Source organism: Microbulbifer maximicatervae (SeqCode), assembly GCF_052467385.1.
This window is the reverse complement of record NZ_CP174311.1, coordinates 1907538-1931604: the sequence shown is the minus strand read 5'-3', so window position 1 is coordinate 1931604 and position 24067 is coordinate 1907538. Positions and strand designations below refer to the sequence as shown.

Sequence of the window (24067 nt, the reverse complement as noted above, 5' to 3'; positions counted from 1 at the left end):
TCTCACCTCACTAGAGACAGGTAATCAGTGATCGTAATTTTACCTTGATCTAGCAAATATTGAAGAGAGTTTTTCTCTCCAAAATCTACAGCCTGAAAGTGAATATTACCCGGCCTATTTGCATTAGTTAACGACAAATATTGCTGCCCACTTATGAATTCACCATCTAGCATATTTTTCAGTTTGGCGACTTCATAAGCTTCATGAGTAAAAGCATATACAGCTCTTGCGTCATTAGCCAAAATTTCAGGATCAAACAATATATTGATATAACCTCCTGAAGCTTGAATACTCTCTGAACCAGCTAATAGCGTTTTATCCTCAGCAAAAAAAGTAATCTTATGAGATTTATTGCTATAAATATGAGGGCCATAAGTTGCTTCGACGTTACGTCCTATCGCCTCTAACTCCGATTTCGTCGCCGGAACAAACCTTAAGACAGGATTATCTGGATCAAGCACCTCCTCCCCAAAGGACTTCGTTGGATCATTTCTAAATAAAGCAGCAACTTCAGGATCTGTAGTGTACTGCTTAGCAAGCGTCTCTGCCCGTATTGCTAAATGCTCAATTTCTGTTGGGGACAGTCCATCTAAAGACCGATCAGCCTGACGAAAATATGCGGCTCTTAGAACTGTATCAGCATTTATATAACTTGCCGCAGCTCTACCATTGACCCTTATAGCCGTTCCAACCTTATAAAGCCCTGCTAGTTCACCAAGACCAAATATAACACTGGCGCCTTCAAAACCAGCCTGCATCTCGTCATTGCGGTACCCGCCATTGAAAGGACTAGGCCCCGCTCTCTCAGCCTTCGCCATATAGGCATTTTTTAAGCCATCTGAGATCGCATATCCATATCCTTTTAGATAGCTATCTGGCGAGTAACTCAGACTATGTTCAAGTACTAACCCTAATAGGTCAGCGCCTAGCTCTACTAGATATCGACTTGCGCCTCCAGTAAATGACTGACCTCCATCAAATAGATCCTGCCCCCAAGCTCCGACATCATTACGCGCACCATACTGCGCGGTATGGGCCGCTATTTGGGGCTCGCGCCAGGCAGAAAAACTGTTAATTGAGGCAATCCGATCAGAAAAATCAGTCCCACCAGGTGCTATCAAACCAGCATCGGTCCATGTATTTGTAGGAGTCGCCAGTTGATATTGCTCTGCAAAGCTCAGCCCAGCGTAGGCTTGCTGAGCGGCTACCTGAGCATTACGTTGAGCAGTTTTCGCATCCAGAGCAGCATTAAATTGCGCTGAGTGCATCATCACACTCGTTTCACGCTGTATCACACGGCCAGTGGACCAGTAATCACTTCTATTAAGTTTTTCTGCAGAACTGATGGGCGCTACAGTGAGATCGACCGTCTCTAAAGTACCTTCCCGGCCCGTCGACATACGACTCACAACGCCATTCAGTCCGCTGTGCTGCTGTGCATTTCTTTGCTCAAGTAGAGCCTGTTCCCGAGCGGAAATCACGTTATTGGATTCAACCGCGTCTGCCGCTTGCGGCCCATGTCTCCAGCTTTCCTGAAGCTGTCCGTAGTAGTTTGCAAAGGGTTGGTTGAGGCCTTCACCTATTTGTTGCCCCACAGTGTTGACTGCCACTTCTGCCCAGCTGAAGCTGCTATTGCCATAGATGACTGAACTCAGAGCGGAAGTGACAGCGCCGGCACTCAAGCTGCCCGCGGTCTCAGCGAGATAATCCGTCGTGCTTTCAAACCAGCCCGTGCTATTGCCATTATCCATCCAACCGTCAAGTTCACCAGTGACGGATGATGCTAACCGGTCATTCAGTTCCGCCCCAGCTGCGGCAACAGCGACACTCTGCCATTCAAACTTTTTCTCATCGTCAAAGGCCATATTGACGCCCTGACGAGCGATATTTTTGGTGGCCGCCATCGCCCAGCGATTTTCCCCTAGGAAGCTGCCAACTTGGGCGAGGGTTTTATAGTCCTTGGCAAAATCAGCCCCCTTGCTCGCTACTGCCAACTTATCCAAGCCAAAACTGGCGGCAGTAGCCAAGCCATCGACGGCAACATCGCGCCAGCTAAAGCTGAACCCATCCTGGTAGCCGGCAATATTCGCCCCTATCTGCGTAATTGCCTGGGAGGTAATCCCTGCAGCTGCGACTGCACCAACAAATATTGCCCCTTGGGCTATTAAGCTGGCTCCAGTCGCCAAACTCATTACGGCGCCATAGGCCGCCAGCGCGGCACCGCCCGAAATAACCGCGGCAACCACCATGACAATGACGCCAACGACTCCACAACCCCCGCCATCATCCACCGGCGGTGGCGGCGGCACATCCGGCAGGGTCGGGGCGGTATCCCCCATCTGCAGGGCGCCGTCTACCGGGCGGAAGGTGTCGCTGTTGTTGTGGATATTGGTCACCACATTCGGCAGTTCGAGGCGCTGGCCTTTGGTCAGTACCTCGTCACCCTTCATGCCGTTGGCATCGGCCAGCAGGTACCAGAGACTGGAGTCGCCCCACACCATGGCGGCAATGCTCTGCAGGGTTTCACCGCCCTGAGCTTCATAGCTGGAGTAACTGGCCGTGGGGTAGTTGGGGTTGATCGGCTGGTAGTTCTGGTCGAAGTCTGCCGATTGCACCGCCTGCACGTGGTCGCCGTTGCTACCAGAGTGACGGCTACCCCCACTGTTAGTCTGCGCCAAAGCTTTAACGTAGTCGTAGCGGCTCGGCACCTGGTCGTTGCCCACATCGCCGACGGCGTGGCCGTTGAAGTAGTAGAAGTGCCGCATCTCGCGGCCTAGAAAGTTCTCACCATCGTCGTTGACCTCTTCGCGCACCAGGGTGCGTCCTTCCTTGTCGGTCACATAGGCGATGGCGCGCTCCCCTTCGACGTCGTAGACCCGGCGGATATGGCCGTTGCTGTCGTAGGTGTAGAAGGCTTCGCCGTTCTCCCAGCTGTCACGCTGCTTGGGGTGCAGGTCCTTGTTGTCGGCGCTGATTACCACCGACTTGGTTTTGTAGCTATCCCACTTTTCGTAGGAGTTGTGCAGGGTAGTGACCGTGGGGGCGGCGCCGTCTTCGGGATAGGCGCTGGTGACGGTGGTATCCACCGTCTGGCCATCACCGAGGAAGGTGTTGCGGCTGCGGATAACTTCGTCGGTGGCTAAACCATTCTCATCGTACTGGGTGGTGGCGTAACCCAGTTGGATACCGTCGGCGTTGTAGTAGTTATCGGTGGCGCTGGACAGTTTGCCGGCAGAATCGTACTCGTAGTAGGCGGTGACCTGCCCCGCATCGTTGTTGACGCGGCTGGCCCGCAGCACAAAGCCGCTGCCCTGGTCGATATGCACGGTGGTGAGTCGACCGTTGCCGTCGTAGGCGTACTTCTCGCGGATGCTGCCGTCGCTGGCGCGGCTGGCGAGATAGCGCTGGTCGAGGCCGTTGTAGGCAATCGCGGTGCCGGTTTTACCCAGGACAATCTGGCCGTTTTCAAACTCGCCGAGGGTGAGGGTGAAGCGGTTGTTTTTGTCGTAGGTGTAGTAGAACGATTGGGTCTTGCCGTCGATGGTCCCATCGAGATTGTCGACATAGCGGCCGTCGTAAACACTGCTGACGCTGCGGCGGTTGCCAAACACATCGAAGGTGTAGTCGATCTGGTAGGCGTTACCGTATTCGTCGTAGCCTTCGATATTGGTGATGCGGCCCTGTTCGTCGTAAGTGGCGTTGCTGTGTTGGTACACCACGCGGCCGAGGTTGTTATACAGGTCGTTGGAGCGGTAGTAGAGCTCGCCGGTGCGATTGCCCGCTTTGTCGTAGCGGTATTCGGTAACGGCGGGGGCGACACCGTCGTTGGCGGCAGTCTGGTCGCCATCGGCGAGGCCGTTATTGCCGTAGTCGTAGGTGCGGAACAGGTTGCCATTGTGGTAGTAGGTGTAGCGAATATCCTGGTTGTTGCGCGCCTCCCAGGTGCCGTCGCCACTCAGGGCGGTATTGCCGGTCTGGCGCGATAGCCAGCCGGCGTAGTTGTAGGCGTATTCGATACGGTGGCCGCCGAGGTCATCGTGCCAGACGGCTTTGCCGAAGTAGTCGACTGCGTCGCTGAGTACATCCTCGTGGGAGGACTGGTTCCAGTCGGTGTCCACGGCGCCGCCCATACCGGACTTGGCGATAGAAGTGATATAGCCACCCAGCTGTACTTCATCGGCGGCGCCCTGGGCCTGCTGGCCGGTAGCGGCGAGCACATTGCGACTCACCGAGTCGCTCCAGGCGTAGGCGTAATCGGTGATCTTGCCGTTATAGCTCTTGTACTGCAGTACCCGGCCCATGCCGTCGTAGCGGTAGGTCTCTTGGTCTACCTTGCCGCTGGCCGTGGCATTGCCGCTGTCCAAGAAGCTGGCATACAACACATAATTGGTATCGCCGTAGAGGGCGTTGCGGTGGCGGATGCGGTTGCCGAACTCATCGTAGTCCCACTCGTCGTAACGATTGGAGGCGCTATAGCCGTAGTCGATCGCCAGGGAGTTATCCTGGAAGCGATTCATTCGCACCAGTTGGTTGTTGGCGTCGTAGTGGTAGGCCACCTGGTAGTAGAGGGCACTAGTGCCGCTGCCGCGCTCGTTGGCGCGGTACACCAACTGGCTGCTGCCCTTGAGGTTGCCGGCCTGGTCGTAAGCCTGGGTATCGTAATCCCCTATTCCGTCCTGGCTGGCAATCAATAAGCCCGCTTCATAGTCCTGCAGGCGCACCTGTTCGTGCTGGGTGTTGTAGTTGGTAACGGCGCTGCGAGTGGCACTGCTGGCGCCGGCGGCAGCCTCCGCCCCCACCTTCTCCATCACCACTTCACCGAAGGCATTGACGCCGTATTCTGTGGCGGTGTGGGCGCGGAACTTCGTCATCTGCTCGGTGTAGACGTCCGCTTCCGGCTTCAGCTCCTTGGCCACATTACCGCGCTGGTCGTACTCATACAGGGTGGTGTTGCCGTTGTTGTCGATCGAGGCCACGGTTTCGCCGAAGGCGTTGTAGGTGGCATGGTGGGAGATCAGGGTTTCGGTATCGGCTTTGCCCTTCAGCTGCAGGGCAATATTGCGGATAACCTCGCGGTTGTACATGCCCACCTGCGAGTAAAAGACGGAGGTGTAGCTGTCGCCCTCGGAAGAAACGCTGTGGGTGTAAGTTTTGGTTTTTACTGTTTTGGTAACCGCATTTTCCAGGTTGGTGACACTGGCCGTAGAATTATTATTGAAGTTACCTTTTGCTTGATTAATGACCGTGCCACTACTGTTTTTTACCTTCATGGTGAAGGCAAGACTGCTGCTGTTGGACATACCAGAGGTATCAACATTGGCCATACCATTAACAACACTGGCCGTTACAGTTTTGCCATCAGCGGTAAACTCTACTGTTTTTGCAGCGCTATCAAGATCAAAAATACGAACATATTCATCGGAGGTTTTTGTTGTCCCGGAATAACCATGAGCAATAGCTTGCTCCCCCCACTCTTGCTCAAAAGATTTAATTTTAACGGAAGTGTCAAGCTCTAATGATGGCATAGGACCGTTGGTAGTCCCTCCTACCTGAGCAGTTTTTCTCCCACCAGAAAGTATATGCGTTCCATTTCCGGGTATTTCTACCGATTTGCCATCAATATATAGGTACACAGATTCATTAGTTGGCAGACCGAACACCTTTATCGTTACTAATTGCTCATAGGTGTACTCATAAAATACAATGCCTGAATCGCTATCAGTTTGTCTTCTGCCAGTTACGTTTGTACCAGCATTCGTAAATTCAACCGTAATTCTTTTTGTATCAACACTTCCGGGTTTCTTAACAGTGTCTTGCCCACCAACCACAGCATAAGTAGTCTCTTTGACTTTCGCCGAATCACTGTAAGCCAGACTCGTACTTCTCGAACTGCCCTGCTTCGAGGATTGATAACCGGCAGACAACCAGAACTTATTTACCTCCGGCAAGTGCTCAAGGCCAACCCCTTCCCCCGGCAGGCCAACGCTGCCATTTAGACTGTCGGCGCTACCGCTGTACAGATCCACTGCGTGTAACACCAGTCCATCTGCGCTCAGGAATGTCAGCGATACTGCTGCCGCATTGCTGTTGAGCGCGATGTCCATACCATCGCTCCAGTTGTACTGGACGTTGTCCATCACCACTTGGCCACTGCTGTTCTTCGCCAGCACTTTGACCTTGGTGTTGTTGCCGAACACACTGGCCACATCGCTGCTGTCGAGACTCAGGGTGTTGCCATCTACCGACCAGTCCAGGCTCGGCATCACCTGCAGCGGGTTGCTCTGTGCATCTTCGAGGGCACTGTCTGCGGCGCTGTCATCCGCTTGTAGGAAGTCGCTGGTAATGTCGTAGTTGTAGGTGTTGGTGGTAATCACCACTTCGCGCCAGCCGTATTGGGTACCGTCTTTGGACAGGGGCACAAACACGTGCAGCTGCTCTTCCACCTCAATACGGTTGGTAAACACGGTGATTTCCCGGCCGCTGTCGAGAGTGACCTGACGGCTGGTGTAGTAGTGCCGGGTATCCCGTTCGATATAGCCTTGGTGGCTGCCCTGGCTGGTGCCGCCGAGCTGGTAGCTGGTGCTGCCCAGCAGTCCGGCGAGGTCGGTTTGCTGCTCGGCGGTGAGCCCCAGCTCCTCAAAGTTGAGGCGCGGGTCATTGCTGCTCAGGTAGAACAACTCATCGGTGTTGTCCTCCCAGGAAAGGCTGCCGTCAACGGCGGTGGCGCCACCGGGATTGCTGGCGTAGCCCTTACCTTCGCTATCCACGTAGCTCACATTGGTGCTGCGCACGGTTGTCTGTCCGCGTTCAGCGGGCATGCTGTGCACATTTTCCTCTGCGACATCGGCCGTACTGGGGACGCTCTCGCCATTGCCGAAGTTGACCCAAACGGTGGAGTTACTGGTGCTGTTAGTCGCTGTAGTGGTTGAGCCGATACCGGTAATCGTGGGATCTGTGCCCGCTTCACTGTCTATCGCATTGATCACTTCAGAGTTGTCGTTGCCCACTTCCCAGTTCAGATCCAGGTCGGCGTTATCGCTGGGCGTCGCCAGCGGGGCTTCCACCACCGTAATTAGCTGGTCTTCCTGGTCGTACAGGCTGTACTTCCACTGGGTCTCACTCTGGGTGAGTTCGTTCATCGCCTGCCGCGCGGTTTGGATACCGTCCAGGCTGTCGTTGTTGATCGCGGTAATTTCTAACGAGGCATTGCCGTTCTGGTCGTACAGGTAAATACGCGGGGAGCCGTTGTCCGCGTTGGTTTTAAATAACCGCCCGAGTTCGTCGTAGACGTAGTACTCCTGGTATTTGCCCCCGGTCACCGAGTCGCGCACGTCGGTATTAATACCCTTGCCAACAATCTGGCCGTGGGTGTTGTAGGCAATATCGTGCTGTACCCAGCCGTTCAGTTCGGTCTTATCGACGTTGTTGCTGCGGGCGATCTCGCGGCCGGCGGCGTCGTATTGCAGCCAGGTGATCACCTGGCTCTGGGCGTTGTCGATATCCGTCTGCGTCTGGCTCTGGTAGACGGCGTTGCCGAAGGCGTCGAAGTAGAAGCGGGTCTTGCCTTCGTAGTTGGCGTCACCACGGTTTTCCCGCGCGTCGCGGGTCTCCACCCGCTTGCCGATCATGTTGTAGTGGTGGCTGGTGACCTGGTTGCCGCTGTCGTTGTGCACTATCTCGGCGGTGCGGTTGCCAAACAGGTCGTAGCGGTAGCTGACCGTGCCGCGCACACTCTGGCCGCGGTAGTCGGTGTACTCGGCGCCTTGCATCTGCACCTGTTCGCCGCGGGCGTTATAGCTGGCACTCTCCACGCGGCTATCTGCGGCATTCTCATCGCCGTCGTAGCGCACGGTGGTGATGGCCTGGCCGTTGCCGTCGTAGTCGTAGCGGGTGACCAGGTCGCTGCTCACCTGGGTGATATTGAGGGCGGTGCCGGAGTTGCTGATACGCGAGAAGGATTCGCCTTTGATGCGCTCTTCCAGCAGCAGGCCGCGGCCGCTGTACACATACTCGGTGGTGCGCTCGTCGCCGCTGGCGATATTCGCCACCAGGGCGGCGCGGTTATTTGTGTAGAGGTTGTCGAGCCAGGCGTGGCGCGCCTCACTGCCATCCTCCGCTTTAGGGGCGCCGAGGCCGCTAAAGTTAAGGGCGTCGGCGTAGCGAGTTTGTGCCGTGATCTGGCCGAGACCGTCGTAAAGATACTCGGTGACATAGCCGAGGCGGTCCACTTCCAGTACCCGGTTGCCGGCGCTGTCGTAGAGGGCGAAGCTGGCCTGGTCCTTGCCGTCAATCTGGATAATGGCGTTGCCATTGGCGTCGTAGAGCGCTTGGCTGCTCTGGGTGCTGCCGAGGCTAAAGCCGTTTTGCAGTTCCTGTTGGTCGCCGCTGGTGGAGTCCGGGTCCACCAGGTTGTTGAGATCGAAGAAGACCCCGGCATCAGATTCGGTTTTGGTCACCAGGTTGTTGGCGTTGTACTGGTAATGGGTCGTGCGCCCGGTGCTGGACTCGCTGCCCTGCAGGGCCTGGGCGTCGGTGCGCCAGTGCTCGGCACTGTTGTCGAGATTGAGCCCATTGACGCTGCCATCCCAGGCGCTGTCGTTAATGGTGAGGCGCTGGTCGTAGCGGGTTTCGCTGCGCCGGTTGCCGGCGGCGTCGTAGGTGCTGTAGGTCAGGCCGCCGTCCGCATCCAGGGCGTACACCTGTTGATCCAGGCGGTTGTAGCTGTAGGCGGTCGCCTGGACCTGGCCGTGCTGGGTGCCGCTGACACTGCCGTCGTCGTTCGGGCTGGCATTCTGCATACCGCGCTGGCCTTCGTACACCAGGCGGCCGAGGGCGTCGTAGCGGCGCTCGGTTACCGAGCGTATCCACACCGTACTAATGCTGCCGTCGAAGTCCGGGCTGTCCAGGGCGCTGTCGCTGGCACCGACAAAGGCGGGGCCCAGCAGCGCCAGCAGCTGGCCGTTGTGGTCGTAGCGCATATAGCGGTTTTGGATGCCGTAGGCCGAGGTCTTCTCCTCCCCGGCGCTGACATCCCAGTAGTAGCCATCACCCGCGAAGGTTTTATCGAAGGCGTTGTAGCTGTACTTGGTTATAGCGCGCACCTGGGTGGTGCCGGTGTTGTGATAGGTCAGCGTTGCAGCGTACTCCGGGCCGGTCTCCTGAATCACCCGCCCCTGGGCATCGTAGTGATAATCCGTGCGCGCGCCATTGGCGTCGATCACGGCGGTGCGGTTGCCGGCCTTGTCGTATTCATAGGTGGCGGTATTGGCGGTGGCGTGGCCGTTGACCAGGTCGTAGCCGTACTGGGTATTGCTCAGCAGCTGGCCGCGGTTGTCGTACACACTGGCGCTGTGGCGGTCGCGAATGGGGTCTTGCAAGTTGCCGAGCAAAGACTCCAAAGCGGCGCGGTCGAGCGCGGCGATATCGGTGCTGGCGGCCAGTGTCTGCGCGTAGGCGCGCACGTCGGTGGCCTGGCCGAAGGCGTCATAACGGTAAGTGGTAACGGCGCCATCCGGGGTCACCTGGTGGGTGAGCTGGTTGTTGGCGTCGTACAGGAAGACCCCGGTGTTGCCGTTGGGGTCGGTGGTGGCGACGATATTGCCAAAGGCGTCCAGTACCGTCTGGGTGCTGCCGCCGCGGGCATCGATTTCACCGACCTTGCGCCCCAGCTGGTCGTGCAGCTGCTGACTGGTATAGCTGGGGCCCCGGGGGCTGACCAGTGTCTCCAGTTCGCCGAAGCTGTTGTAACCAAAGTAAGTGGTGGCCACTTGCTCGTCGGCACCCATCTCTTCTTCGGTCGGGCTCCGCTCCCAACCAGGCAGGCCACTGGTTTCTTTCACCAAGTGACCCAGCTGATCATAATCGCGGAAGGTTACGCGCTGTTCGGCCAGGCCCTTGGCTTCGGTCGTGCGCCAGATTTCCCCAAAAGCATTATGATCATGCTGGGTCACCACTCCTGCACTGTCGGTTTCTGTATTTAAATTACCTCTGGCGCTATAGATATAGCTGGTACTGCGATCCTGGGCGTGGGCCAGGGTATTGGTATTGATAGCACTGGGATCGGCATTCTGCGCTACGGCCTGGCTGTAGTGGGTCTCACTCAGCACCTGCCCCAGGGCATCGTAACTCCAGATAGACAGGTAGCCCTCCGTCGTATTGCGCGGCACCTGCTTGTGGGTCAGGCGGCCGGCGGCGTCGTAGCTGAAGTAGGTCTTGAAGCCTCGCGGGTCGCTGATCTGGGTGCGGTTGCCGAGGGCGTCGTACTGGTAACTCTCAACGTAATTTTGCAGGGCGCCCTCCGCCCACACCTTTTCGGTAAGGCTGGTCTTGCGCCCGGCGGCGTCGTACTGGGTGACGATCACCTGGTCGTGCTGGCTGCTGGCACTGATGGCCAGATCCGCTGCACTGAGGTCCGCCCAGCCGCTGGTGGCGGGCACAGCGATGCCGTTGGCGTAGCGGATCACCGTCTCGGTGTCGTTGCTATCGTCGTAGCGGGTCTCGGTAACATAGCCGAGGCTGTCCACGGTGTGGGTGCGGCGGCCGGCGGCATCGTAAATAAAGGTGCTGTGGCGATTGTCCGCCGCTTGCGCATCCAGGTCAGCGGTGGTCTCGCTGGCCAGATTCAGGGCGCGGGCGTAGGCGATCTCGCCGACCACTTCACCGCGGCTGTTGTACAGGCTCTCGGTGACATAGGCGTATTGCACCCCGCCCTGTTCGAACAGCCGCAGGGTATGGGTCTGGCGGCCGGCGGCGTCGTACTGGTAGCGGGTCTCGCGATCGTTACTGGTGTCGCGCACCAGGTCGGCCACAGTTTCGCTGGACGGATCTATCCTGTCGGCATAGCGGATCACGGCACTGACACGCCCGCTGCTGCTGTACACCGTCTCCGTCACATATCCCAGGGCGTCGATGCTGTGGGTCAGCTGGCCGTCGTCGTTATACACATAACGGGTGGTGCGGTCCCACTGGGTAGCGCTGACCAATGCTGTCAGTGAACCCATGTCCAAGATTGCCGGCATGGCATAGGCACTCCCATGCCCCGTGCTGAGTGTGAGCTGCCCGGCGGCATCGTACTGCTTCTCGCTCACGATATATCGCATGCTGGTACCGCCACTTAAATACAGCGGACTCAACACAAAGCGCTCACGGCCCAGCTCGTCGTAGACAAAGTAGGTGCTGTGCCCCAGGGCATTGGTCATCGCGGTGCGGTTGCCGGCCTGGTCGTACTCGTAGCGGGTGGTGATGGCGAGGCCATTGGGATCGAGGGTCTCGCTCAGTACCCGGCCCAGCTCGTCGTAGCTGTAGGCGGTGGTGCGCTTGATACTGGCGCTGCCATCGAGACCGCCACTGAGGCTGCCCTCCTGCACTTGCAGCACATTGCCCTGGCCGTCGTAGCGGTACTGGGTCAATAAATTAAGGCCGGAGCCATCGCTGCTGGCATCGACAATTACCCGGCTCACGCGGCCATTTTTATCGTACTCGGTGCGCGTTGCGCTGCCGCTGGCATCCACGGTTTCCTCATAGCGGTGGCCGTAGCGCTGGGTGGTGGTCAGATTGAGACCGCCCACGTCCTGGGTGCGGGTCAGTACCCGGCCCTGGGGGTCGTAGGTTAATTCGGTGCGCACGCCGCTGGCGTCGACACTGGCAGTGAGTTGGCCGGCGGCGTTGTACTCGCTGCGGGCGCTGTTGCCGAGGGCATCGGTGGTGTCGGTCAGGTTGCCCTGGGTGTCGTAGTCGTAGCGCGCCTGGCGCAGCCAGCTGTCTCCAACCTTGATGGAGACTTCGAAGGTCTCGCCGTGGACATTGCTGACGGTGCGGGTCTGCACGCCCTCCGGGGTGGTGACGGTCTGGCTGCGGTTGGCGTCGTCGTATTCGTAGCGGGTGCTGCGGTTCAGCGCATCGGTGCGGGTCAGCACCCGGCCGAAGGCGTCGTAGCTTAAGTGGGTCTGCTGCGCCAGGGCATCGGTCTGGGTCAGCAACTGTCCCAGGCGGTCGTAGGCGTAGTGGGTGCTGTAACCCCGCGCATCGGTACTGGATACCGCTTCGCCGAAGGCGTTGTACACCGTACTGGAAGTAATGCTGGCGAAGGGACCGCTGCTCAGTTGCGCGCTGCTCGTTTCCAGTTCGCCGCGGCGGCTGTAGCTAAAGTCGGTGACTGCCTGGCGGCTGTTGGCAATATCTATCGCCTGGCTCAACCGGGTGCGCTCGCCGAAGGCGTTGTACTGGGCTGTAGTGATAAAGCCTTCGCCATCGGTGCTGTTGTCCACCAACCCGCGCTGGGTGTAGACGGTGCGGGTGACGGTGTCTTCACCATCGGCGAGGCTCGCCGCCAGGTTGTCCAGGGTGGCGGCATCGCCGGCCAGGCCCAGGTTGTTAAACGCCGTATTACTGAGGCGGCTGGCGTACTGGCGGGTACCGGTCACTTCGCCGAAGGCGTTGTGGCTGAAGCTGCTCAGCTGCCACTCGAGGCTGTTATTACCGGAGTTGAATACCGGTGCCAGGCTGTATTTCAGCAGGCCATCGGCACTGTAGGCAAAGTGAGTGGTGTAGCCGTTGGCATCGGTGCTGCTGATGCGGCGACCGCTGTCATCGTAGCTGTGACTCAACACCACCCGGCCCTGGTGGTCCCGCTCGGCGATCACCCGGCCCTGGACGTCGTACTCCAGCTGGTAATCCCGCGCCTCGCTGTCGTTGGCACTAAAAGTGGGGTCGCCCTGGTAGTTGTCCAGGTAGTTATCCAGGATCGAGCCGCTGGCCATAATGCCACTGCGGCTGCTCGCCAGCTGGCCGCCGGCGGTGTAGGTAAAGGTGCTGGTGTTGCCGGAGGCATCGGTGGCGTGGGTCACCTGGTTGCGCCCGTCGTAGCGCCATTCGCTGATGCGGTCGGCGCCGGAGGCCTGCGGGCGCAGCTGTCCTGGGATATCAGTACCCGCGGCTTCGAGGGTGTCGGTGAGGATCTCTACGGTGCCGATGCGGCCGCTGCCGCGCACGGTAAACCAGTCGATCTCTTTCAGTTCAACACTGTCATCAAAGTAAGCGATATCCGCCTGGATATCCCGCTCAAAGGTCTGCCAGTTGCCGTCCAGGTACTGGTCTTCCAGTGGGAAGTTATAAAAAGTGACGCCATTGCTATCGACAAATGTATAAGGCTGGCTGGCCGATGAACGGTAAGCGATATAAGCATTACTAGTGGCAGAAGTGCTCACCCGGTAGTAGAGGTTAGCGCTCCCGGTCAGCTTGATTTGCGCAGAGGCAATGGTGCCATCGGTAATATTCCAGCTGGCAAACCCGCCGTTATCACCGATACGCAGGCGGAAGCCATTATCGGTACCGCTGCCCGTCAGTTCGATCACACTGCGGCGCAACTGGCCATCGTAGACTTGCGCAACACTGGCGCCAGTAGGGTTATTGTCATAGAGCTGCCAGTTACTGGCATCGATATTATCGCCGCTATTAAAACGGTGCCGCACAAAATCCACCCCGCCCAGACTGAGCCGTGCGGGATCTCCCTCCACTGCCGCTAAAGTGCTGTCCAGATCCCCTAGAGCCGTGGCGTACTGGGTGCTCTTCACCCGATTGCCGGCCACATCGTATTCGTGCTCGGTGACATAGCCTTCGGCATTGATCTCCGCCACCTCGCGGCCCTGGCCGTCGTAGAGCCAGTAATTGCTGCGATCCGCCGCCGGGTCTGCGGCGGGGCGCAGGGTCTGCAAGGTGCCGCTGTTGAGCCAGTGGCTGCTCTGCTCGTAATCCGCTACCCGGTTGGCGTAGCGGGTACTGGATACCAATTGGCCGGCGCGGTTGTAGCGATACTCGGTGAGATAGCCCTCCGCATCCAGGGTGGCGGAGACCCGACCGGCATCGTCGTAGAAGCTGCGCCCGATGCGCGCATCTGCCAGGTCCACCCCGGTGGCCGTTGCGCTGAGTGCCTGGGTATAGCTCTCGCCGGCGGCCAGGGTAAAGCGCCCCACCCCGCCCTTGCTCACCGGGACGCCATCCACATCCAGGGTGTAGGACAGCTGGTATTCATACACGCCGTTGGCGTGGACATTTTTGTCCAGTTCCACGGTGCCGGTGGCGGGGTCGAGGGACAGGGTCTCCCAGTTAGAACTGCCCAGCGGGCGGATCGACAGGCTCACCCCGCTGGCGCTGTAGGCTTCATCCAATCCCAGGCTCAGCTGTGGGTTGGTCACCGACTGCAGCTGGCGCCCCACCTGCTGTTGGAAGGTGGCATCCACTTGGCTGCTGCCGTCGATATAGTGGCGGGTTACCTGCACGCTGTAATCGCCGTCGGCGAGGGTCTCGCCCACCAGCAGGTTGAGGCGCCCGGCAAAGGAGCCGTCGCGCAGGGTGGCGGGATCGATCCAGGTTTGTGCCGGCTGTGCGCTGATGGGAGAACCGGTGGCGTTGTCGATTACCACGGTTTCCAGGTAGGCGATGTCCGCCGCTTCGGCGGCGCTCAGGTAGCCTTCAAGGGCATAGCCTTCGGCGCTGCTGCGCTCATAGCTGGGTAGGTCCCAGCTGGCGGATTCGGTACCGCTGTCGTTGGCGGCAAAGGTGCCGGACAGGGTGCGCAATAAACGGTCGTTATCGCTGAGGCCGTTGCCGTCGGCATCGCGGTAGGTGGCGATACGGTATTCGTAGTCGCCGGACAGTTCATAGCCCAGGTTGGCGGTGAAGTCGCTGCCGTTTTGGTTAGCTACCGCACTTGACCAACCGTCATTGTTGGTAATTTCTACGATGCCAATGCGGCCACTGCCCCGTACAGTAAACCAATCAATCTGAGCCACTTCAACGCTGGTGTCAAAGTAAGCAACATCAGCCCTAATATTCCGCTTGAACGTCTGCCAGTTTCCATCACGGTATTTTTCTTCCAGGGGGAAATTATAAAAAATCACCCCATTACTATCAGTAAAAGTATACGGCTCACTGGTTGACGAGCGGTATGCAACAAAAGCAATACCACTGGAGGTGCTCAATCGGTAATAAACTGTAGCCTCGCCGCTGAGCTGTATCTCGGCTTCAGCTATAGTGCCATCAGAAATATTCCAGCTTTCAAATTGACCATTATTACCATTACGCAAACGGAAACCGTTATCGATACCACTGCTAGTCAGCTCGATTACATTCCGTTGTAGCTCAGGGTCGTACACTTTAGTAGCTGCAGCCCCGCCCGGCACATTGTCATAAATTTGCCAGTTGTCGGCACTGACATTATCGCCATCATTAAAGCGGTAATTCACCACATTGTTATCGCCACCGATACGGCGATATTCCAGACGTGAAACCTCTACTGATCCAGGTTCAAATATACGGAAATTACGGAAGCTGCTATCCCCCAGTTCCCGGTTTACATCTTTATCATTGGCAAAATACAGCATTGAATGCTTGCCTAGAAACTGCTCCCCCAGCTGGCCCACCGGAATGCGATAACGCACCCAGCCATCCCCGACAGAGTACGTTTTATAGGTGGAGTTCATTGTTGACACATTTTGTGTGCCGGCTAGCTGTATAAAACCCTGGTCTCGATACTCCCCATCAACATCAAATCCGAAACCTTGGATTTCAGCTGCTGAGTCACTTCTAAACTCCAGCTCAACAATGGTGTCTTCTGTAATCGTGTAATCAAAAGCGATGCCTTTCCAGGCGTTGCCGGTAAAATGTAAGGTGTCACCATCACCATTGATGGAGTAGGATCCGACACCATCTTGAGTGCCATCTCTCGGATTATCGAGAATATCAATATCATTGAAGTTTAAAATATTTCTAGACGTACTGGCTGACGCTCGAGCATCGGACCACCGAATCACTTGATCCTGCGTTGACTGCTCCCCCACTTCCACCGGGAAGGCCGCTCTCACACTGCTGCTACCATCATCGTAGTGCAGGGTTAAAGTCACGCTATAGGACTGGCCCGCGGTCAATTCACTGCCTATCGCTAAATTGACTTCGCCGTTGTAACTGCCAAACAGTTGCGGATAAGTTTCAGCGCTGGAGACCAGCTGGCCGTTGCTATTTTTAACTTGCGCGACAATTTTATTGAGGGCGGGGTCGCTGCCGATAGAAACTGGATAACCAGTAATAGCGTGACCACTGCCACTTTGCAGGGAGACTACGGTGTACTCGAAATCGAAACTGCTGGCTTTGGTAGAGCCCTTGCCCACAGTCAGAGATGGGCTGCCTGTGGTTTGCTTTACGGTTACACCGTTTTGTTCATAGCGAATACGGAAGTCATAAGTGCCCTCTAAAATAGTCGCATCATCTACATCCCCGAGGATCACTTTGAGATTATTGCCATCCTCTACGACAGGTACCGATTGCCAGTTATTGGGCGATGCCTCATATTCGAAGATGGTTTTACTAACGGATGGAGGGCGCGAACTAATCGGCCACTGGAAAGTGGTGGGATGGTATTCGGTTTGGGTACCGATTTCGTAGTCGAAGGTGTGGGTGTCGATTTTATTCCCTTTCGCATAGGTCGTGACCTCCACTTCGTAGCGGCCATTGTCCAGCTCGCCCGTACCGGTGGGGGTATTGGTATCCACTTCAATGGTACCTATCCGCCCATTTCCACGGATATAGAAGGCCTCGATTTCCTGTACCTCGACAGCCGGGTCCAGGAAAGCTACATCGGCAAGGATATCCCGTTCAAAGGTCTGCCAAGTGCCGTCTACGTATTTATCTTCCAGTGGGAAAATATAGTAGGTTTGATTGGATGAAGAGACATAGACCGAGGGTTCCTGCCGGTCAGAGCGATAATTTACATAAGCAGCGCCCTTTGAGGTCGTAAGTCTGTAATAAAGCTGTACATCACCCGTCAGTTTCAGTTCGGCTCTGGCCTTGGTGCCATCGGCAATATTCCAGGCATTAACCTGACCATTATGTAGAGTGCGAAAGCCATTGTTAGCAGCATCACCGGCAATCTCGATAACATTGCGTTTAAGAGTGCTGTCATACACACTCTTTATAGTCGCCCCAGCAGGATCACTATCATAGATTTCCCAATTATTGGTACTGACATTCTGACTAGTGTTAAAGCTATGGCGAACAAAATCCGTGGAAATATTGAGGTTGCCATTATAAGTGTAGCCGTTAGGGTTTTTCGCCTTGAGCGAGGCCAAATAATCTGCCGGATAGTCGCTACCGCTATAAACAACCTGACCACTAATTTTATCGCGCACAACAATATCGGCGCGAGTAACAGATGCTGCCACACCTTCAGAAAAATACCCGGAAACGCTGGAGGCAGCGCCCACTTCAATATATTGAGTGGAGGCAAATTTAAAGCTTGCAGTAGGAGAACTACTGTCCGTGGTTTTTCCGTCTTTATCGATAACAAAAGTTCCCGTTGCCGACTTTACTACATGGCTGTAAGAGTCCTCATCACCACCATAATACTCAATTAGGTACTCATAGGTGGTTTTTTCATAGGTATTTCTATTACTGTCCCACCCAAGCACTTCAAGAGTAGCAATATGGTTACCATCTTCATCTGGACCCGTCGGGGCAACAGTAATCCATTCGTCGCTACCACTTACGCGGTATTTAAACTTACTCGCGGCACTATATGCAGGCCAGGTCACTACTGTAGACTCATAAAAAACTTGCGTGCCCGACTCATATACAAAACTATCGTTTGAAGTACTTCCATCAACCATGGTTATCGACAGAGTTACGTCATATTTCCCTGTCGGCAATTTGCTCCCAATACGTAAATTGACCTTTCCATTCCAATTAAATCCTTCATTCTCAATATCTTGCGGAAAGGTTTTGGCAGTATATAGCTGCCCTGTCTCCTGATTTTGTGAAACAGCCTTAATATATTTAATATTTGTCGCTGACGAATAGTTATTAACAGCCGTCGAATCAGAAACAGATTTTACCTGAGCTTGAAAAACTGTGCTTCGAGACTGATTGGAAGTCGCAATGGTAGTAAAGGTATTCTCACCACGCATCATCAATTCGCTACCAGAATAATAATCTATCCGATAGCTATAACTGCCATTACTAGGATTATCAAAACTAACTGTATTTGTGTGACCACTTGAGGAAAAGCTCCTGGGGACCCAAGATCCACTACCACTTTTATAATAAAACTTGGTGGTTTTATTCTGGCCATTAGTTGGATCAGCCCAAACTAGTCGGGTTCCAACATTATAAGTTTTTGTTTGCGTATAGCTAGATCCAGACTTATAACCACTTGGTAATAAAAGACCTTCTGACCAGGCATAGACCTGCCTTACATCAGTAGCTACCACCTTAACAGTATAGTTTCCTGCCGGGAGGTTATCACCGTAAAACTGCGTAAGGTCTACACTGCCATCCCAAGTTCGCGAATAAACACTATAAGAAAAACTTCCATCGTAACCAGATGGAAGACTTCCATCATTTCGCGTTACTGTTACATAAATACCCCATCTATAGAACTTGCTAGTTTGACTATCAGCCGATGCAGTTCTAGATGTATAGCTGCCTGCATTAAGCTTAGTACTACTATTAGTTGAGCTTACCTTAGTGTGTTCACGGTAAATAGTAACTGTCTCGCTCTGTGATTCTACATCGCCAATGTTTTGTAACGCGTAGGAAGAAAACCCCAGGTCTCCTTCCAGCTGTGCATCCCGACTTGTGATCGGGCTGGCGACGTTAAGAGTGCGAGTTTCTGAGTCCGTAAACTGCTCCGCCACAATCGCCGTGCTGGCATAGGTATAGGGCTGTACCGGCGGGCGGGTATAGGCAGTAGTAATAGCACTGCCACTCACCGTTTCTGTCTGTGTATTTTCGACCCGCGCATTGGTGGTGCCACTCAGGGCGTAGGGATTTTGCGCCGGGCGCGTGGTGGCAGATTGGCTGAGGTCGATACTGCCACTTTGATTGACAATACTGCGCTGGTTAAAACCGAGACTATCCGCTTGGGCGTAACTCTGCTGTGGGTCCAGCCATTGGGTGGCACTGTCACTGGTAACGTTGAGGTGGGCGTTACTGGCGGCGTACTTTGCCGCTAGGGTGTCTGTGGTTTCTCCCTGAGGATTTTGTATTTTTACATCGTACTGGGTGGTGCGCAGCACCTGTCCCTGGGCGTTGTATTGGGTTTCGCTCAGGTAACCTTCGGCATCGATAAGAAAGCGAACCTGGCCGGCGTCATCGTAGTATTGATAAGTGCTGCGATCACTGTCGGGGATCGCTGTGGGGCGCAGGTCTGCCAGGGTAATACTTTGATCGATACCGATCACTTGGCCGTCGTTGTCTTTCTGCAACAAACTCTGCAATTGGCTGCTGCTGAGTCGGTTGGCGTAGTGGGTGCTTTGTACCTGACGGCCTTCTTCGTCGTAGTGGAATTCGGTGATGGCGCCGGAGGCGCTGATCACGGCTACCATCTGGCCTTTGTCGTCGTAGAGGCTGTGGCTGATAGCACCGATCGCGTCCTGGGTGGCGCGGATACGCCCGAGGGTGTCATAGAAGAAGCGGGTTTCACCGAGGGTGGCATTGCCGTTGGTGGTGTCGTGGCGGATTTCGCTGATCAGGCTGCCGTTGGTGGCGTAGCTGCGGGTGATCTGCAGGCCGTCGGCGTCGGTGCTAATCACCTGCGATTGGGCGTCGCTGTACAGGGTGGTGCTGGTATGCCCTTCGGCATCGGTGCTGCTGAGCAGCCGGCCGAGGCCGTCATAGACGTAGCTGGTTTTATAGCTGCTGGCATCTTGCGCGCCGCCGCGGGGGTCGACGGTGCTGCGCAGTTGTCCGTTGGCGTCGTAAACCGTGTATTGGGTGGATTCACTGCCGTCGGCAATGCCCTCGCCGTCACTGCCCACGGCGCTGTAGGCGGTCACACTGTAGACCTGGCCGCGGAAGTCCAGGCGGGTGTCGCTTCGGCGAGTGGCGTTGTGCAAGCTGTTGGCTTGGATATCACTCTGGGTGTTTTGCACCCAGTTGGTGAGGGTGCTGTAGGCAAAGTCGACGGGGTTTTCGGCACTCGCTTCGCTGTAGTTGGCGGCGTCGAACTGGTCGAAGTAGCCGTGTTGTAAGTAGGTAATGCCGCTGACGGTGCGGGCGGGTATGCCGTGTTCGGCATTCTGTGCGGCATCGCTGTAGCGGGTTTCCTGTACCGTGCCGTCGTGGCCGACCACAAAGCGCAGGCGCTGCTGGTCGTCGTAGACATAGTGGGTAACCCGGGCTTCGCTGGGTTGCTCGGCGCCGGCACCATCGGGGTCCGGGCGCAGGTAGACCGTTTCTTTGCTCAGCTGGTTGGCACTGTCGTATTCGCGCTCGACCGTATTGCCCTGGGCGTCGCGCACCAAAGTCTGGTTGCCGCGGCTGTCGTATTCATACGTGGTGGTGTCACCACTGTGGTCGGTGAGACTCAGCAGGTTGCCGTCGGCGTCGTAGCGATATTGGGTCAGCTCGCGCACGCCGTTTTGGTCGGCGGGGGCTTTCATCTCGGTAATGCGCCCGGCGCTGTCAAACGTCAGTTCGGTTTGCACCCCTGTCCAACTGCCACCACCGGCTTCCGGGTTGTCGATTTGGGTGATCGTGGTCTTATTGCTGCCCAGGTCGTAGCTGTAAGTGGTGATGCGGCGGTCGCTGTTATCAAACTCCAGCGCCATGCCACTGGAGGCTACCCGGCCGCTGTGCACTTCGGAGATACGGTAATCCCCCTGCCCGTCCACATCCGTATAGTAAAAGCGCATCAGGCTGCCATCACTTTGCAGCACCGTGGCAACGCGGGTGCTATCACCGTCGTATTCGTAAGTGGTGGTGTACACATTGCCGTCGGCAATACTGCTGTCCTGCGGGGACAGGTCGACGGTAACGGTTTCCAAGCGGCCTTGAGCGTCGTAGCTGTAGTGCAGGCGCTGCTCTGTGGTGCCGTCGCTGCTGACAGTCACTCCGGTAACGCGAGTGCCGCTATAGGTAATCGCGAGTGTCTGGCCTGCGGCGTCGGTAACCGTGTCCACCAGACCACTGCTGTTGTGGCCAAAAACGACTTGGCGGCCTTCGGCATCGACACGGGCCACCATTTTCCAGTTGCCGTTGATACTGCCGTAGACTTCTTCAACGCGACTGGAGCCCTCGCGCCAGACCCACTGGTTGTTGCCGCTGTCGAACAGAATCTGGTCGTGGGCGCCGGCACCGTCAGAAGAGATATAGGCCTGTAGGCTGGCATCGTAGCGGTAGATGGTCTCGGCCCCATCACTGCCGATACGGGTAATCTGGCTACCCGGCTGATTAGGGGTGCCGACCAGGTTGGTCAGCTGGTTGGAAAAATTAAAGCGGAAGCCATCGTTGTTGTCGCCATCCAGTTGCCCCTGACTGTTGTAGGTGCGGAGCAATGACAGATCCAGGCCTGAGGCCGCGACAAATTCATCCTGCTGGCGCAGTACCAGATTGCCGGTGGAGGCGTTGACATAAATGGATTCACGTCCCTGCCCAAAACTTGCCGAACCCACCCCTGCCTGTGTGCTATTAAACAGACCCAGAGCTTCCCCACTGATAACGGCGACCATAGTTTTACCCTAAAATATCTAATCTGTACTGACGTGCTCACCCTGAGATGTCGTCAGTTTTTGCTTTCGATTAGATATACATCCAGGGATTACTGGAAATCGTTCAGGGAAAAATTCAGTTAACCGTCAAAAGTGTGACGCAGATCACAAAGTTGATCAATTGCTTTAAACCCACAGAGGTAATCAAGACCTAGACTTATATTTTCAGCCAAGCACTCAGAAACATAATCTAGCTTCAAGCTTATACAAAAAGAGAAAACGTTAAATCAGCCTGCTACTGAAGCCATTTACCGCTGATAGAACCCCTATAAAGCCTCCAACTTGGCCCTACGCCATCTAAAAAACGACACTCATGATTTCTGTGAGCTAAAAATACTATAGAAAATCACTTCTATTTAAATTCACAAGTTCGATTTTAAGAGAGAATTTTCTCTATTTTCGTGAAGATAGCAATCACTTCACAAACTAGTACATGAAACCATTACCTCTAATATACGCATCAATATTTTGACCCCAGCTATGTTTTGTTTAATCCCAGTTAGGAGCAAACTCCGGCTTGGCGATACGATCATTAGCCTCTAACGCACTAATTTCCCCCATATCTTCATCTGTTAAAGTGATTTTAAGTGCTTCCAAGTTTGCATCCAGGTTCTTGCGTTTTGTTGAGGAAGGTATAGTTACAAGCCCTTGCTTCAATTGCCACGCAATGGCAATTGAAGCAAGGGCTTGCGTTGTAGCGCTCTGCAATTTTTAATAGCACATCATCAGACATAACTTTTCCCACCGCTAACGGCATATAACCCGTTACGGTAATACCTCTCTTCTTGCAATGTTCAATAACCGCAGTATTTTGCAAGTACGGGTGCACTTCAATTTGATTGGTGTAAATTTTGCCCTCACCCAAAATATCAATGGCGTCGTCTAGCTGTTTGATTGTGAAGTTTGAGACACCGATATGCTTGGTAAGCCCTTTTTGTTGACACTGGGCTAATAACTTAAGATAGGTTTCCATGGAGACCCTTCCATCTTTTTCTGGCCAGTGAATTAACAATAGATCGACCGATTCAACACTTATTTTGTTAAGGCTATCTTCTACGCTGCTTATGAATGCGTCTTGCGTTAAATTATCCAGCCATACTTTTGTAGTGATAAATAGTTCTTCGCGGGGTACTTCACTTTGCTCAATGGCGATTCCAACCTCAGACTCATTGCCATAGATTTGTGCGGTATCAATATGGCGGTATCCCGCTTCAAGTGCCTGTTTAACTGATTCGATTGCGACATCACCTTCTAAGCGGAAGGTGCCCATTCCCAAACTTGGTAATTCACTCATAGTACTTCTCTCTCAATGATATTTAACAGATTGTCTTTCACATTTAATAAATTGGCTTACGCCATTTTTAAATAACTATGTTTATCCAATGACCCAGATAATCGGGTAAGCATCAGTGCCAAAATTACGATTAAGCCTCCGACCCAAGACGTATCCATGAGTGACATATCCTCAATAATGAAGCCGCCCAAGATTGAACCTAATGCAATGCCAATATTAAAAGCTGCAATATTGAGCCCTGATGCTACATCCACTGCATGTGGCGTATATTTTTTGGCGAGCTGCACAACATAAACTTGCAGCCCTGGGACATTGCCAAACGCAAACGCGCCCCAAACTAGAATTGTCAATACTGACGTGATGGGATTGGCTGCGGTGAACGTAAAAATAAACAAGATAAAAGCGAGTGCGGAAAATATAATGGATAGCGCCCGAATAGGCCCTAAGTTATCTGCAAGTTTGCCACCCCAAATATTACCAACTGCTACCGAAATGCCATATACCAGCATTATTAATCCGATAGCACCAGTCTTAAAACCAGAAACCTGCTCTAAGATTGGAGCTAAAAATGTAAATACGGTAAAAGTACCCCCATAGCCAACGGCAGTCATTGCGTACACTAAAAGTAATCTTGGTTGGGTTAACACACTGAGCTGCTGAGATAACCGTGCTGGCGGCGACTGTTTGAGATTATTGGGCACCAACAGCGCACTGCCAATTAATGCAAGCACCCCCAAACCCGCTACCGTAATGAAGGTTGCTTGCCAGCCAAAATGCTGGCCAATCCATGTACCCAAAGGTACACCGGTCACAAGTGCAACCGTCAGCCCGGTAAACATAACGGCGATGGCACTAGCTTCTTTGTCTTTACTAACCAACCCTGTAGCGATAGTCGAGCCAATTGAAAAGAAAACACCATGAGCGAGACCCGTCAAAATACGCGCCGTAATCAGCGAACTATAACTGGGCGCCATCCATGCCAAAAGATTCCCAAGCACGAACAGCGACATCAGTGCCAATAGCACATGCTTCCGCGGCCAACGGCCGGTTAAGGCCGTTAACACCGGCGCGCCCACGGCGACTCCAACAGCGTACAAGCTGACCAGCAATCCAGCTGACGGCAATGAAACACTCAAATCTTGAGCGATGATGGGCACCAATCCTACTATCACAAATTCGGTGGTCCCGATCGCAAAGGCACTCAGCGTGAGTGCCAACAATGCAATAGGCATACTCT

The 24067-nt window shown here is 54.8% G+C and carries 4 protein-coding genes; all 4 read right to left on the bottom strand.

What is annotated here, in order from left to right; all coding sequences use genetic code 11:
* Positions 1 to 2 precede the first annotated feature (2 nt).
* The gene (locus tag ACJJIR_RS08290; protein WP_444907982.1) at positions 3 to 21497 is read right to left on the bottom strand and encodes a hypothetical protein; all 21495 of its coding nucleotides are present in this window, start codon (positions 21495 to 21497) and stop codon (positions 3 to 5) included.
* 528 nt (positions 21498 to 22025) lie between these two features.
* Positions 22026 to 22193, bottom strand: coding sequence for an aldo-keto reductase family protein (locus tag ACJJIR_RS08285; protein ID WP_444907981.1), 168 nt, complete (start codon positions 22191 to 22193; stop codon positions 22026 to 22028).
* Positions 22120 to 22830 carry an aldo/keto reductase gene (locus tag ACJJIR_RS08280; RefSeq protein WP_444907980.1) on the bottom strand — a complete coding sequence of 237 codons (711 nt, stop codon included), beginning with the start codon at positions 22828 to 22830 and terminating at the stop codon, positions 22120 to 22122. Before ACJJIR_RS08280 ends, ACJJIR_RS08285 begins: the two co-directional genes overlap by 74 nt.
* Positions 22831 to 22886: 56 nt before the next feature.
* The gene (locus tag ACJJIR_RS08275) at positions 22887 to 24062 is read right to left on the bottom strand and encodes an MFS transporter (protein WP_444907979.1); all 1176 of its coding nucleotides are present in this window, start codon (positions 24060 to 24062) and stop codon (positions 22887 to 22889) included.
* Positions 24063 to 24067 lie beyond the last annotated feature (5 nt).